The sequence below is a fragment of the Rhizocola hellebori genome (genome assembly GCF_016862955.1).
Taxonomy (GTDB): domain Bacteria; phylum Actinomycetota; class Actinomycetes; order Mycobacteriales; family Micromonosporaceae; genus Rhizocola; species Rhizocola hellebori.
In genome coordinates this window covers 1-14,047 of sequence record NZ_BONY01000141.1, presented here as the reverse complement: position 1 = coordinate 14,047, position 14,047 = coordinate 1, and the positions used below count along the sequence as shown (strand labels likewise).

Annotated in this window: 14 protein-coding genes; 5 read left to right on the top strand and 9 right to left on the bottom strand. The window is 67.7% G+C overall.

Features of this window, described 5'->3' with window-relative positions:
• Positions 1-51 precede the first annotated feature (51 nt).
• A complete protein-coding gene (locus Rhe02_RS47935) occupies positions 52-480 on the bottom strand; it encodes a DUF7144 family membrane protein (RefSeq protein WP_203915266.1) in 429 nt (142 codons plus the stop codon).
• A gap of 65 nt (positions 481-545) precedes the next feature.
• A complete protein-coding gene (locus Rhe02_RS47930; protein WP_203915265.1) occupies positions 546-1,313 on the bottom strand; it encodes a DeoR/GlpR family DNA-binding transcription regulator in 768 nt (255 codons plus the stop codon).
• An 82-nt stretch (positions 1,314-1,395) separates the two neighbouring features.
• Here Rhe02_RS47930 and Rhe02_RS47925 point away from each other — a divergent pair, with 82 nt between their 5' ends.
• Positions 1,396-2,049, top strand: coding sequence for a hypothetical protein (locus Rhe02_RS47925; protein WP_203915264.1), 654 nt, complete (start codon positions 1,396-1,398; stop codon positions 2,047-2,049).
• Here the strand turns inward: Rhe02_RS47925 and Rhe02_RS47920 are convergent, their stop codons facing one another.
• The 3 genes from Rhe02_RS47920 to Rhe02_RS47910 are packed head-to-tail and all read right to left on the bottom strand — an operon-like array spanning position 2,050 to position 4,783.
• Entirely contained in the window at positions 2,050-2,913 is an 864-nt protein-coding gene (locus tag Rhe02_RS47920) for an LLM class flavin-dependent oxidoreductase (protein ID WP_203915263.1), read from the bottom strand.
• A 59-nt stretch (positions 2,914-2,972) separates the two neighbouring features.
• A complete protein-coding gene (locus tag Rhe02_RS47915; RefSeq protein WP_239124549.1) occupies positions 2,973-3,962 on the bottom strand; it encodes a WD40/YVTN/BNR-like repeat-containing protein in 990 nt (329 codons plus the stop codon).
• Between the two features lie 47 nt (positions 3,963-4,009).
• Positions 4,010-4,783: a thioesterase family protein gene (locus Rhe02_RS47910; protein WP_203915261.1), complete on the bottom strand. Its 774-nt coding sequence runs from the start codon at positions 4,781-4,783 to the stop codon at positions 4,010-4,012.
• A gap of 57 nt (positions 4,784-4,840) precedes the next feature.
• Here Rhe02_RS47910 and Rhe02_RS47905 point away from each other — a divergent pair, with 57 nt between their 5' ends.
• Both Rhe02_RS47905 and Rhe02_RS47900 read left to right on the top strand, forming a co-directional pair.
• Positions 4,841-5,611 (top strand): glycosyltransferase family 2 protein, encoded by a 771-nt coding sequence (locus Rhe02_RS47905; protein ID WP_203915260.1) that lies wholly within the window; start codon positions 4,841-4,843, stop codon positions 5,609-5,611.
• Between the two features lie 27 nt (positions 5,612-5,638).
• Positions 5,639-7,141 (top strand): FAD-binding oxidoreductase, encoded by a 1,503-nt coding sequence (locus tag Rhe02_RS47900; RefSeq protein ID WP_203915259.1) that lies wholly within the window; start codon positions 5,639-5,641, stop codon positions 7,139-7,141.
• On the opposite strand, the gene Rhe02_RS47895 is transcribed toward Rhe02_RS47900, so the two are convergent.
• Both Rhe02_RS47895 and Rhe02_RS47890 read right to left on the bottom strand, forming a co-directional pair.
• Entirely contained in the window at positions 7,138-8,499 is a 1,362-nt protein-coding gene (locus Rhe02_RS47895; RefSeq protein ID WP_203915258.1) for a sensor histidine kinase, read from the bottom strand. The two genes, Rhe02_RS47900 and Rhe02_RS47895, sit on opposite strands and share 4 nt — an antisense overlap.
• Positions 8,496-9,194, bottom strand: coding sequence for a response regulator transcription factor (locus Rhe02_RS47890; protein ID WP_203915257.1), 699 nt, complete (start codon positions 9,192-9,194; stop codon positions 8,496-8,498). Before Rhe02_RS47890 ends, Rhe02_RS47895 begins: the two co-directional genes overlap by 4 nt.
• A gap of 87 nt (positions 9,195-9,281) precedes the next feature.
• Between Rhe02_RS47890 and Rhe02_RS47885 the strand changes: the two genes are divergently transcribed.
• On the top strand, positions 9,282-10,088 hold the full coding sequence (locus Rhe02_RS47885) for an isocitrate lyase/PEP mutase family protein (protein WP_203915256.1): 807 nt from the start codon (positions 9,282-9,284) through the stop codon (positions 10,086-10,088).
• Positions 10,089-10,094: 6 nt separating this feature from the next.
• Here Rhe02_RS47885 and arfB read toward each other — a convergent pair whose 3' ends face one another.
• Both arfB and Rhe02_RS47875 read right to left on the bottom strand, forming a co-directional pair.
• Positions 10,095-10,514, bottom strand: coding sequence for an alternative ribosome rescue aminoacyl-tRNA hydrolase ArfB (gene arfB, locus Rhe02_RS47880; protein WP_203915255.1), 420 nt, complete (start codon positions 10,512-10,514; stop codon positions 10,095-10,097).
• Between the two features lie 223 nt (positions 10,515-10,737).
• A complete protein-coding gene (locus Rhe02_RS47875) occupies positions 10,738-12,360 on the bottom strand; it encodes a PP2C family protein-serine/threonine phosphatase (RefSeq protein ID WP_239124548.1) in 1,623 nt (540 codons plus the stop codon).
• A gap of 124 nt (positions 12,361-12,484) precedes the next feature.
• On the opposite strand from Rhe02_RS47875, the gene Rhe02_RS47870 reads away from it, so the two are divergent.
• On the top strand, positions 12,485-14,047 hold a 1,563-nt coding region (locus tag Rhe02_RS47870; protein ID WP_203915254.1), incomplete at its 3' end, for a HAMP domain-containing protein.

The window sequence follows — 14,047 nt, the reverse complement described above, 5'->3', positions numbered from 1 at the left end:
CCGGCTCTCGAGCGGCGCTGCCCGCGCGTTGCTTTAGCGCCCGCCAATATTTCAGTTTCCGATTGCGCCGCGGGGTGGCACCACTAGTGCGTAGATGACCAGGACGCAGAGGCCGATGTTGATGAGTGACCAAAGCGGGGCGGTGGTCAGGTACAACATCTGAAATACGCCCATCACCGCGGCCAGGCCGATGCCGACTCCGCGTGCCCACGTCTGGCCGGCCAGGATGCCGATGCCGACGGCGACCATCAGCAGCCCGAGAATGAGATGGATCCAGCCCCACCAGGTGATGTCGAAGATGTAGAACGTGCCGTTGATGAAGGCCCGATACTTGTCGTTGGCCAGCGCCACGATCCCTTCCAGCGCGTTGATCACGCCGAGCAAGAGGATCAGCAGACCGGCGAAGCCGAGCCAGCCCGAGCTGGCAGCGGCACCGGAGGTATCACCGAACCGCTGAGTATCTTCCCTAGGGATATCCATAACTCACGCTAACGCCCTGATCATCCGTAAATCAGGCGTTTGATGGAGATGCAGGTTGGCTCTTGTCAGGTGACGATGAGCTCGCCGACGGACTCGGAAAGCAGGGCTGCGGCGGGGGCGGGCAGGCCGGAGTCGGTGATCAAGATGTGTGCTTCGTTGAGCGCCGCGATCGTCGAGATGCCGAGCAGGTCCCACTTGGAGCTGTCCGCGAGCACGACAAGCTTGCCGGCCGCATCCACCAGCGCCCGATCGGTCTCTGCCTCCATCAGGTTGGGCGTCGTGTACCCGGCCCGCTCGCTCATCCCATGCACGCCAAGGAAAAGCAGGTCGGGATGAAAGCTGCGGATCGCGGCCAGGGCCACCGGGCCCACGAGCGCGTCGGAGGGTGTGCGCATGCCACCGGTGAGGACGACGGTCTGGTCCGGGCGGCCGGACCGGTAGAAGACATCGGCCACCGGGACCGAGTTGGTGATCACGGTGAGGTCGGCGACTCCCACCAGGCGCAGCGCCAGCTCGGCGGTGGTGGTGCCGGCTGACAGGGCGACCGCCATGCCGGGCCGGACCAGCTCGGCCGCGCGTGCCGCGATGGCCGCCTTCTCCGGCCGGTGGCGCACCGACTTGGCGGCGAAGCCGGGCTCCTCGGTGGAACCAGGGCGCACGGTGGTGGCGCCCCCGTGGACCTTGGCCACCAGGCCTTGGTCGGCAAGCGTTTCCAGGTCACGCCGGATGGTCATGTCAGAGACGCCGAACTCGGCGACCAGATCGCTGACCTTCACTCCGCCATGCAGGCGCACCCTCTCCAGGATCGCCACCTGCCGCTGCTGCGCCAACACGAGCCTCACCTTAGTGGGTTTCGGTGTTTGCGCCTTGGCCAAAAGCCAGGTCCCGCGGTTGACCAGGTGATATTCCATAGAGGTGGCAAGCAATGGCGACAACAGGGTTCGGTGGCCCGGCAACGCGTTTTCGGCGCAGGGCGATGACCTCGCCTCTCCGATCAAGATATTGCTGGAGCAATTGAGGCTTCTGGAGACCTTCGACAAGCAGGATCGAGTGAGCCTCGGTGGGACACCGCTGGGCCTCCAGGTGATCACCGCTGGTGCTTCCAGCATGGCCAAGTGGTGGACCTGGGTGGTCGCCGCGCTCGGTGGTGGCACCGCGCTCATCGCAGGGATCAAGGGGCTGCCGGGTAAGGCCGACTCCTCTCAGCGAACGATGTTCATCGCTGCGCTGGCGGTGCTGTTGGGCGCCGTTACCATCGCTATCGCCCTTATCGTGAGGGCAGACCTGTCCGCACGGGCGGTGGCGTCTGCGGCCCAGTACGGTGCTCGATCCGCCGTCGCCGCGGCGTTGCTGGAGAACCTGCAGCACGCCGGCCCGGCGGCTCCCGCGCCACCTGGTCCGCAAGCCGCCGCCGGCCACATGGGCTACGTCGTCAAGCGGCGAGGCGAAAACAATTGGGCCGCCGTGAAGTCCTTCGCCTGGGAGGCCGACGGCACTATCGCCGTGGTGACCGAGGACCGCAAGATCCTGTCGAAGGACGTCGAGGCGCTCGTTTCTTTGGCGGTTTGATCACTGGGTACGCAGCGCGGGTAGCGCCGCGGCGACCGATTCGAGGACCGATTCCGAGCCTGCGTACCAGCTGGACTCGCGTGGCCAGTGCGTGAGCACATCGGTGAAGCCCAGCTCCGCGGCGCGGCCGACCGAGTCGGCGAAATGTTCCGCGCTGGACATCGAGAAGATCGGGGCGGAGTCGAGCACCAGGTACCGGTCGGCGCTGGAACCCGTGTCGGCGAAGCGGGCGGCCATCTCGGCGGTCGAGCGCCACCAGCCGGCCTGATCCGTACCGGGTTCCGCCCCGCCGTTGGTGACCCAGCCCTGGCCGAGGCGCGCGGCCAGGGCCACCGCGCGCGGCCCGTTGCCCGCGAGCACGAACGGCACCCGCGGCAGCTGGACGCAGCCGGGCGTGTTGCGGGCGTCGACGGCCGAGTAATGCTCGCCCTGCCAGGTGACCCGGTCCTTGCGCAGGAGCAGGTCGAGCAGCTCGACGAACTCGATGAAGCGATCGGCGCGCTGGCGTAGCGATAGCGCGGGCCGGCCAAGCACAGCGGCGTCGAACCCGAAGCCCCCGGCGCCGATGCCGATGGTGATCCGGCCGCCGCTGACGTCGTCGAGCGCGGTGATCTCGCGGGCGAAGTGGACGGGGTGCCGGAAGTTGGGCGACGCCACCATGGTGCCCAGCCGGATCCGGCTGGTGACAAGGGCCGCTGCGGTCAGCGTGGGCACCGCGTCGAACCACGGCCCGTCGACGAGGTCGCGCCAGCCGAGGTGGTCGTAGGTCCAGGCGTGGTCGAAGCCGTATTCCTCGGCTCGGCGCCAGCGCTCGCTCAGTACCCGCCAACGCTGATCGGGCAGGACGATGATGCCTATCCGCATTGTGATGACAGTAGTAGAGAAAGGGGCGCGCACGGAGTTTGTCCGTGCGCGCCCGGGCTTTACTTCAGCCTGACTACGCGGCCGTTTTCGCCTGAGGCCCAGCAGGCCCAGGGGAAAGCGCAGTCAACCGAGTCGAGGCTGGTGGTGTCGAAGCGGGTCCAGGTCTTGCCGCCGTTGAAGCTGATGTCGCTGCCGGTGGGTCCGACCGCGATGGCTCGGGTGAGCCCGTAGAAGACGCCGGAGCGGTATTCGCCCGGCTCCGCTTGCGCCAGTGTCCAGGTGCGACCGCCGTCGCGGGTGACCGCCGCGGCGTCGGGCGCCGAGGTCGGGGTCACGAAGTCGCCGCCGACCGCGATGCCGTGCCACGGGTCGCGGAAGGACAGCGAATAGATCCCGGCTGAGGGGCCGCTCGGGATGGCGGTGTCGGAAACGCTCCAGCTGCGGCCGCCGTTGCGCGTGTGGAAGACCCGTGCGGTGGCCCCGCCGCCGGTGGCGAACCAGGCATCGCGGCCCAGGCCGGGCGCCGTGGTCAGGCAGGTTCCGCTTGCGGCGAAGGCGAACTCGCCCTCAAGCGCGGCCGGCATGTTGTCGTTGGGCAGCACGTTCCACGATTGCCCACCGTCCGAAGTGGACAGAATGCGGAACTTGCCGTCCACCGGGTCGGAAAGGGCGAGCCCGTGGCTGCGATCGAAGAAGGCCATGCAGTCGTAGAACGCGTTGGGATCGGTGTTGCGGAAGGTTTCCCGCCAGCTTCCGCCACCGTCGGAGGTCAGGTAGACCCGCGATGACTCGCCCGGCCCGATCGCCAGGATCACCGCGCGGTGCGAGTCGAAAGCCTCGATATCGCGAAACTGAAGATCGCTGGTCTCGGGCGGGCCGACCTGCTGCCAGCTGTTGCCGCCATTGACCGTGCGCAGGACTGTGCCCGCGCTGCCGCTGGCCCACGCCACCTGCGAGCTGACCGCGGACAGGCCACGCAGGCGTGCGGTTACGCCGGTGTCGGCGGTGGCCGTCCAGGCTGGAACGCTGGGGGTTATCCCCACGGACATCGAGGTTACGAGGGATAGAGCAACCATCGGATTCATGGTGGTCTAATCTACTGCGGCTGGCGGGGATTGACGAAAAGACTCTGCACGCCCCGGCCGATCCGGCCACGCCCGTCATACAGGGCAGTGTCGGCGAGCCCGATGCCGTCACTCGCAATCGAGGTGTTGGCCTGCAAGCAAACCCAATCTCCTATGGGGTACCGGAAAAGATGCACGGTCAGATCAGGGTTGACGAAGACGTGCTCCCGGATGTCGAGCACATTGCTGACTCCGTTGCCTGAGTCGGCCGCGACCAGCACCCGCCCCAGCGGGCTGAACTGCTCACCCTCGACCAGCGGGATGCGCGGCCGCATCCAGCAGGTTGCCGGGCCGCGCTCGGTGAAGCCGCCGTGCAGGAAGCGCACCTCCATCGAGGTGTGGTACCCGACCGAGTCCCTGATCGCGAAGAACGGCTTGGCAACCGCCTCCTCGAAGCTGGGTGGCGGCTCAGCGATCGCCGGCGCGGCATCATCGAGGGTGCGGATGAGCAGTGCGCTGCACCGCATGTGGGGTTCGATCGCGGCTTCGATCACCACGACGCTGCGCCCCTCACGTCTCACCGCGCTGGTGACCGTCAGGGGCGCGATCGGTACCGGCCGGGCAATGTCGAAGGTGAGCCGCGCGATCCGCATGTCGCCGCGGCCCAGCTTCTCCGCCAGGTGCTCCACGGCCCGTCCCAGCAGCGCCGCGGGTGGGCCGGCGTGCTGGGAGCCGGCATCCCAGGGCCCTCGGGTGTTCTCGGTGGACTCGAACCGATCGTCGGCTACTTGCGAGTAGAAAGCCACCCTCGCACTGTAATTCCGGCGCGCGCTAAAGCAACGCGCGGTCTGTAGAGTGAGCCGGTGACTCCGCGGATCTCGGTCGTCATCCCGGTCTACAACGAGGGCGCGAACATCGTCCGCTGTCTTGATCGGATTTTGCGCGCGGTCACGCTGTCCTGCGAGATCCTCATCGTCTACGACATGGTGCAGGATTCGACGGTCCCTTTCGCGCGGGAGATCGGTCGGCGCGACGCCCGCGTGCGCCCGATGCTGAACACCTACGGGCGGGGGCCGGCCAATGCCATCCGCTTCGGGATAGCCGCGGCGAAAGCGCCGGTGGTGGTCGTGACCATGGCCGACGGGTCCGATGATCCACGCCAGATCGACGAGCTGGCCCGCCTGGTAGACCGCGGGGTCGTGGTCGCCGCCGCGTCGCGCTACATGCCAGGCGGTCAGCAGGTGGGCGGGCCGCGCGTCAAGGGCATGCTTTCGCGCTGGGCCGGGCGGCTGCTCTACTGGTTCGCCCGCACCGGCACCCGCGACGCCACCAACAGTTTCAAGGCCTACGACTCGGAGTTTGTGCGTCAGGTGGGGATCGAGTCGCGGGCGGGATTCGAGATCGGTCTTGAGCTGACGGCCAAAGCGACCCGGCTCCGGCTGCCGGTGGCGGAGATCCCGACCATCTGGCTCGATCGGCAGCTGGGTGAGACCAACTTCGACGTAGGCCGGTTCCTGCCGAGTTATCTGCGCTGGTTCCGGTTTGCCTTCGGGCGGCGTCTCACCCTCGAGAAGGTCCAGTCCAGACTGCCGGCCGCACCGATGGAGGAGAACGAACCGTCATGGCAGCAGTAAAGGTCACCAACCCGGCGCGGGTGTAATTTGGCTGTCCGGTCTTGGTGGGGGTGGGGCTGGGCCGATCAGGCGCTCGATGCCCATGAGCTCGAACAGCTAGCCGATCGGGTGCGGGCCTTCCTGCCCCTCGACGGCGAGATCACCCGGGTGCCCGCGGTGCCTGAGCTGCGTGCGCCGCGCCTTAAACCGCCCTCCTCGGTGGAGTGCCGCGCCGATGACGAGGCCCGCGCCTCGCACAGCTATGGCAAGGCCTACCGCGATGTGATTCGGTGCCTGAACCAAGACCTTGCCAGTCCACCCGATCTCGTCGTGTACCCGGCGGATGCTGACGAGGTGCAGCGGGCCATGGCGTGGGCTGCCGAGCGCGGCGCGGCCGTGATTCCCTACGGCGGCGGCTCCAGCGTCGTGGGCGGGGTGGAGTATCGCGGCGCCGATCGGCCGGTCGTGGTGCTCGATCTGTCCAAGTTGGACGAAGTGCTGGAGATCGACGAGGTCAGCCTCGCCGTGCGCACCCAGGCCGGAATCTTCGGCCCCGCGCTGGAGCACCGGCTGCGCCCGAAAGGCTTGACGCTGCGCCACTTTCCGCAAAGCTTCGAGTTCTCCACCGTGGGCGGCTGGCTAGCCACCCGAGCGGGCGGGCATTTCGCCACCGGCTACACCCACATCGACGACCTCGTGGAGTCGATGTCTGTGCTCACGCCGACCGGAATGGCCCACACGGCAAGGGTTCCCGCCTCCGGTGCCGGACCCGAGCCCAACCGGCTCTGGCTGGGATCCGAAGGCGCCCTCGGCGTGATCACCGAGGCGTGGCTGCGCGTGCAGCAACGCCCGGTGCACAAGGAGGGCGTGGCCATCGCGTTCGAGACCTTCGGACAGGCGGTCACCGCGACCAGACTGATCGCGCAGTCAGGACTGAACCCGGCCAACTGCCGGCTGCTGGATCCGCTGGAGGCCATGCTGGGAGCCGGCGCGCTCGACGGGGGAAGCCGCCTGATCCTTGGGTTCGAATCGGCCGACCATCCGGTCTCGGCACAGCTCAAGCGGGCCATCGAGATCTGCCGCGGGCAGGGCGGTGTGGCCAGCGACGCCGAGAAGTGGCGCGGCACCTTCCTGCGCGGGCCTTATCTGCGCGACGGCCTGGCCCGGCTGGGAGTGGTGGTGGAGACCTTCGAAACGGCATGCACCTGGTCCAATTTCGAGTCCCTGCACACGGCCGTGTTGGAAGCGGTGGCCCCGGGCTTCGTCACCTGCCGCTTCACCCACGTCTACCCCGACGGCCCCGCACCCTACTTCACCGTCTACGCCACAGCGCCCCGCGGCGGCGAAGTCGCGGTCTGGGACGAGCTGAAAGCCCATGCGTCCCAAGCACTTCTCGCCAACGGTGGCACCATCACCCACCACCATGCCGTCGGCCGCGACCACGTGCCCTGGTACCACCCGCCCGGCCCGTTCACCGAAGCGCTGCGCGCGGTAAAGCGAACCCTTGACCCCCAAGGAATCCTCAACCCCGGCGTCCTCGGCCTCGGCTAACGGGGGAGCAGGACGCGGAAGGTGGCGCCGGGGCCGGGGGTGTCGGCCAGCTCGAGGCGGCCGCCGTGGGCTTTGACTATCGAGCTGGCGATGGCCAGGCCGAGCCCGGCTCCGCCTTGGGGGCGGGCGCGGCTCGGGTCGGCGCGGTAGAGGCGTTCGAAGATGTGCGGGGCGTGTTCGGGGGCTATGCCCGGGCCGGTGTCGCTGACCTCGAGCACGGCCGCGTTCTCGACCGAGCGGACCCGCAGCGTCACCGAGGCGGTGGCCGGGGTGTGCTGCAGCGCGTTGGTGACAAGGTTCGTGGTCACCTGGCGCAGGCGGTGTTCGTCGCCCGAGACCGTTACCGGCTCGAAGTCGGCGAGCCGCACGGTGCGGTGGGGGCTGCGGACGTGGGCGTCGCGGACGGTGTCGGCGGCGACCGCGAGCAGGTCCACTTTGGACCGGTTGAGGGGGCGTTCCTCGTCCAGTGCGGCGAGCAGTAGCAGATCCTCGACGAGCAGGCCCATCCGGGCCGCTTCGAACTCGATGCGCGCCATGGACTCGTCGAGCTCTGGTCCGGGCCGGGTGCCGCCGCGGCGGTAAAGCTCGGCGAAGCCGCGGATGGAGGTCAGCGGGGTGCGCAGCTCGTGTGAGGCGTCAGCCAGGAACTGGCGCAGCCGCTGTTCCGAGGCGACCCGCGCGGTGATTTCGCCTTCGATGCGGCCGAGCATCGTATTGAGGGCCAGGCCCAGCCGGCCGGTTTCGGTGGCGGGGTCGGTGTCGGCGATGCGGATGGCCAGGTCGCCGTCGGCGATCGAGGCGGCGTCGTTCTCCATGCGTGTCAACGGTTTCAGGCCGAGCCCGACGACGTGGTAGGAGGCGAGCCCGAGCCCCAGCAGCACCAGCAGACTCACCCCGACGCTGATGGCGGTCATCTGGTTGACCGTGCTGTCGACGCGGGTCAGCGAGATCGCCGCCACGGCATGGCCGCCGCCGGGGGTGGCCGTGACTTTGACCCGGAAGGACTCACCGCTGACCGCGTTGCTGGCGGTGAAGATGGTGTCCTGGGCGACATCGGCTATCGGGCCGAGGGTGGGGCCTTCGGCGGCATCGATGTTGCTCGGGCCGGGGAGCATGGCGCCGGTGCTGTCGTACCGGATGAAGATGGCTGAATCACCGACGCCCCTGGGAAAGCCGTGGCTGGGCCGGGGAGTTTCGGGTGCGCGGGTGGCGACCTGGGCGAGGCGGTTGACCTCGATGTCGAGCCGGTCTACCAGATAGCGTTGCAGGACAAGCACTCCGGTCACGTTGACCACGATCAGTGCGACAGCGGCGAGCCCCACCACGGTGAGGACCATCCGGGCGCGCAGGGTTTTCATACGCCCGCCTCCCTTGGCAGGCGAAGGGTGTAGCCGACTCCGCGCAGCGTGTGGATCAGGGGTGGGCCGGCGCAGTCGACCTTCTTGCGCAGATAGTAGATGTAGGACTCGACGATGCGGGCGTCGCCGCCGAAGTCGTAACTCCATACCCGGTCGAGGATCTGTGCTTTGGACACCACCCGGCCGGCGTTGTCCATCAGGTACCGCAGCAGGTTGAACTCGGTCGGAGAGAGCTCGACGACCCGACCCGCTCGTCGTACCACATGCGCCTCCTCGTCCATCTCAAGGTCGGCGAAGCGCAGCATCCCGGTGTCCGCGGGCTCCGCAAGCTTCGCCCGCCGCAGGATCGCCCGGATCCGCAGCACGACCTCTTCGAGGCTGAACGGCTTGGTGACGTAATCGTCGGCGCCGACGGTCAGCCCGGAGATCCGGTCTTCGACGGAGTGGCGCGCGGTAAGGAAGAGCACCGGGGTGCTTTGTCCCTTTTCGCGAAGGCGGCTGGCGACCTGGAAGCCATCGACATCGGGCAGCATCACGTCGAGCACCACGAGATCGGGCTGGAATTCGTCGGCGGCGGTCAGTGCCTCGGCACCGGTGGCGGCGGCCCGCACCTCGAACTCGACCAGCCGGAGGGTGGCGCTCAGCAGCGCACGGATATTCGGCTCGTCGTCGACCACCAGCACCTTCGTCTTCACAGAAGAATTTCTATCCCGCTAACCTCGGAGGAACCTGTGAACCAGCTTGGGGTCAGTTATGTCTTACGTGTTCGGTAAGGTCGCGCCGTGACTGACTTGAACGCTTTGGCACAACAGTTTCTCGCCCTGCACGAAGGCCCGACCCTGGTGCTGCCCAACGCTTGGGACGCGGCCAGCGCGGCCGTCATCGAAAGCGCCGGCGCGACCGCGATCGCGACCACCAGCGGTGGCGTCGCGTGGGCGCTGGGCCGCTCCGACGGCGAGGCGCTCGAGCGCGCAGATGCCCTTGACGCGGTGGCCCGTGTGGTGCGGGCGGTCAGCGTGCCGGTGACCGCCGACGTGGAGGCGGGCTATGGGGATGTGGCCGCGACCGTCACCGGGGTGATCCAGGCCGGGGCGGTGGGGGTGAACCTCGAGGATTCCCGCGGCGGAAAGGTCATTTCCGTGCAGGAGCAGGCGGCGCAATACGCGCTCGCGCGTGCGGCGGCCGACGCGGCCGGGGTGCCCGACTTCGTGATCAACGCTCGCACAGACATCTATCTGTTCGCGCACGGTGCGCCGGAGAGCCGCTATGACGAGGTGGTGGCGCGGGCCGAGGCCTACGCGCAGGCGGGCGCCACGGTGCTCTTCGTGCCCGGCCTGCTCGACCTGCCCACGCTGGAGGCGCTGAGCAAGGCTTCGCCGCTTCCGGTCGCGGTGATGGCCAGGCCCGGCGGGCCGACCATCGGGCAGCTTTCCGACGTCGGCGTGCGCAGGGTGAGCATCGGCACCGGGCTGGCACAACTCGCCTATACGAGCGCTTTGCGGGCAGCTCAGGAGATGCTGACCGAGGGCACCTTTACGAGCATGGAAGACGCCGTCGACTATGGCGTGATCAATTCTCTGTTCCGGTGACCTCGGCTACGGCTCACGCCGTAGGTTCTTGATCATCGCTCGGCGCTTCTTGGACTGAATCCGGCGCTCCACCGAGCCCCTGCTGGGCTTGGTGGCCCTGCGCTGCGGGCCTGGCGGCGCGATGGCGTCACGCAGCAGGGCCGCTAGCCTCGCGCGGGCAGCGGCCCTGTTCTGAAGCTGAGCGCGATGCTCGCTGGCCGTCACCGTCAGCACCCCGTCAACGAGCCGTCCCGCCAAGCGCTCCAGCGCTCGGGCGCGCAGATGCTCGGGCAGGCTGGGCGAGCCCGCGACATCGAAGGAGAGCTCAACACGGCTGTCGGCGGTGTTCACACCCTGACCGCCCGGGCCGGAGCTGCGGGAGAAGCGTTCGGTCAGCTGGTTCGCCGCAATGACCAGGCGGTCGGTCACGCGCAGGTCATCGGCCATAGCAGCATTAGACCATTTCCCGAATTATCCTCGAAGCTGACGCCAACTGCGGATCGGCTGCGGCCGAGGGCAGCTGGGCGCTGGTCTGCCGGGTTCATAGACGTGCAGCCATCCGAAGACCTCGTCGAAGGCCAGTGGCTGCGAACACCGGCAAATATTTTGGGCTCCAATCGGTGGTGTCAGTTTCTCAATACGTTTCACCCTTCAAGTCATACCCACTTTTTCACTGTGTACGCAACAAGTCGCCATAGTCGTTGCGCAGCACCATAATTGCCATGTCGTCGCGCTGGGGTTCGTTGGAGAACTCCAAAGCTGCGGCTCTCAGCCGTGCTGCCATCGCCTCGGCGGGAAGGTCGGCCAGGCGTTCGGCGGTGGCCTTGAGCCTTTCCAGCCCGAAGAAGTCGTCGCCGCGCCGCCGGTCGGTGACACCGTCGGTGAAGAAGATGAGCGCGTCGCCCGGCTCCAGAATCACGATCGCCTCGGGGCAGGTCACCCGGGGCAGGAGCCCGAGTGCGGTGCCCCACGAGCCTTCCGTGGAGACTGTCCCGTCCGCTCTAACCAGGACGGGGTGGTCGTGCCCGGCCAGATAGGTGGTCACCCTTACCCGGCCCGCCGCGTCGGCTTCGTCGAGCACGGCCAGCGCGATGGTGCAATGCCTTTCGCGGCGCTCGAAAAGCGTGTCGTTGAGGGTGGCGAAGACGGCGGGCAGATCCTTCCCGTCGCGTACCAGGACCCGGATCACGTCGCGGACCAGACCGGTGACCGTGGCGGCTTGAACGCCCTTGCCGGAAACGTCGCCGATGAGCAGGAGATAGCGGCCATCGGGGAACTGGGTGACGTCATAGAAGTCGCCGCCCACATCGATGCCGTCGGCGGCCGGCACGTATTCGGCGCCTAGGCCCATGGTGGGGATTTTGGGCAGGGTCGGCGGAAGCAGCGCCTGCTGGAGGGTTTGCGCCACCTTGCGCCGCTCCTCGTGGACGCGAGCGTTGTCGAGCGCTAGCGCGGCGCGGCGGGCCACGTCTTCCGCGATCGCGATCTCGTCCGGGTCGCGCAACTCGCCTGGGTGACGTCCGATGGCCAGGGTGCCCAGGCGCTGTCCGCGGGCTATGAGCGGGATGAGGAAACCGTCCATGGGCGCGGCCATGACGGTCAGGCTGCTGCTGCGCAACACATCCTGCCAGCGATCGGACAGCGCACCCGAATAGGCGGCTTCCAGAAGCGCCAACAGCTCGGGCAGCAGGGCTTCGTCGGTGTGCGCGGCCGCGGTCAGGGCTAGTTCGTCAGGGCCGTCGGCCAGGTAGACCGCGCACCACTGGCCCAGCCGCGGGACGACCAGCCTTGGTACCAAAGCCATCGTGAGCTTGATGTCGAGGGATTGGGCGAGCAGCTCGCTCGCCTCGGCCAGAAACGTGAGCCAGGTCTGCCGGCGCAGGTCGGCCTCGCGCAGCCGCTCGTTCTCCAGCGCGAGCCCGAACCGTTCCGCCGCAAGCTCGCCAAGCACCCGGCCCCACAGGCTGGCCGACGTCGCGAGCTGGATCTGGCCGGTCCACGGCCGGGACACCGCAACCGGGAAGATCAGGGTTTGGGAGGCCAGCTCCATGGCGGGGCCGAAGCTCGCGAGCGGCACGGCGCCACGCCCGTCGGCGCGATCGACCTCGATGCGGCCCGCGGCGGCCCCGGTGACCTCACCCAGACAGATGAGCAGATCATGCGCAAAACGCCCAGGCGCATCTTCATCGCCCGCGGCGTCCACCTGCAGCAGGGCGCGTACCGCCAGCGCGCCCGCCGGATCCGACGTTTCCGCAGCCCACAGGCCCGCCGGCCGGATGATTCGTTCAGTCACGCTTGCAGTCTTCACCGAACAGGTGGGTTCTTCCAGCCTCACGGCTCGCATCTCGGAGATCTTCAGACGATGATGGGTTTCAGACTGAGCTACCCGGCCAGCTCACGAAGGAGTGTGACCTTCTATGACGGTGGATCAGACCAAAGCCTCACGTCGCAAGTCAGGCGCGGACGCCGAGGGTCTGCTGCGTGACCTTACCGAAGCGCTGGGCCGGGTAAGACATGGTGATTTCACCGTGCGAATGCCGCGCACCTCTGGCGAGGCCGGAGACGCGTTCAACGATGTGGTCTCGCTGCTGGAGCAGCGCAACCGGGAGCTGATGCGCATCAGCCGGGTGGTCGGGCGGGAAGGGCGTCTCACCGAGCGCCTCGACGAGGAGCTCTTCGAAGGCGCGTGGGCGCAAGGGCTGCACGCGGTCAACAATCTCATCGATGATCTGGGCCGGCCCACCACCGAGATCGCCCGCGTGATCGTGGCCGTGGCCGAGGGCGACCTGTCCCAGCACATGACCCTCGATATCGACGGCCGACCGCTGCGCGGTGAGTTCCTCACCATCGGCCGCACCGTGAACACGATGGTCGATCAGCTCTCGTCCTTCGCCGACGAGGTGACCCGCGTGGCGAGAGAGGTTGGCACGGAAGGGATTCTAGGCGGCCAGGCCGATGTGCGGGGTGTCGCGGGGACGTGGCGCGACCTGACCGACAACGTGAACTTCATGGCCTCCAACCTGACCAACCAGGTGCGGTCGATCTCTCAGGTGACCACGGCCATTGCCCATGGTGACCTGTCCCAGAAGATCACCATCTCGGCCAAGGGCGAGGTCGCCGATCTGGCGCACACCATCAACGCTCTCACCGACACCTTGCGCGTCTTCGCCGAGCAGGTGACCAGGGTGGCCCGCGAGGTCGGCACCGAGGGCATCCTCGGTGGGCAGGCGCAGGTGCCCAACGTCGCGGGAACGTGGAAAGACCTCACCGACGCGGTGAACTACATGGCTTCCAACCTGACCGCCCAGGTGCGAAATATCGCGCATGTGGCGACGGCGGTGGCCAAGGGCGACCTGTCCCAGAAGATCACCGTGGCCGCGCAGGGCGAGATCCTTGAGCTCAAAGACGTGGTGAACACGATGGTGGATCAGCTTTCCTCGTTCGCCGATGAGGTGACGCGGGTGGCGCGCGAAGTGGGGTCGGAAGGAAAACTTGGTGGGCAGGCTCAGGTTTCCGGCGTCTCGGGCACCTGGCGAGACCTGACCGAAAACGTGAACCAGCTCGCGGGCAACCTGACCGCGCAGGTGCGAAACATCGCGCAGGTGACCACGGCCGTGGCCAAGGGCGACCTGTCCCAGAAGATCACGGTCGACGCCCGCGGCGAGATCCTGGAGCTGAAGAACACCGTCAACACGATGGTGGATCAGCTTTCCTCGTTCGCCGATGAGGTGACGCGGGTGGCGCGCGAGGTGGGGTCGGAAGGAAAACTTGGTGGGCAGGCTCAGGTTTCCGGCGTGTCGGGAACGTGGCGCGGCCTGACTGAGAACGTGAATCAGCTCGCGGGCAACCTGACCGCGCAGGTGCGAAACATCGCGCAGGTGACCACGGCGGTGGCGCAGGGTGACCTGTCCCAGAAGATCACGGTCGACGCCCGGGGCGAGATCCTGGAGCTGAAGAGCACCGTGAACACGATGGTGGAT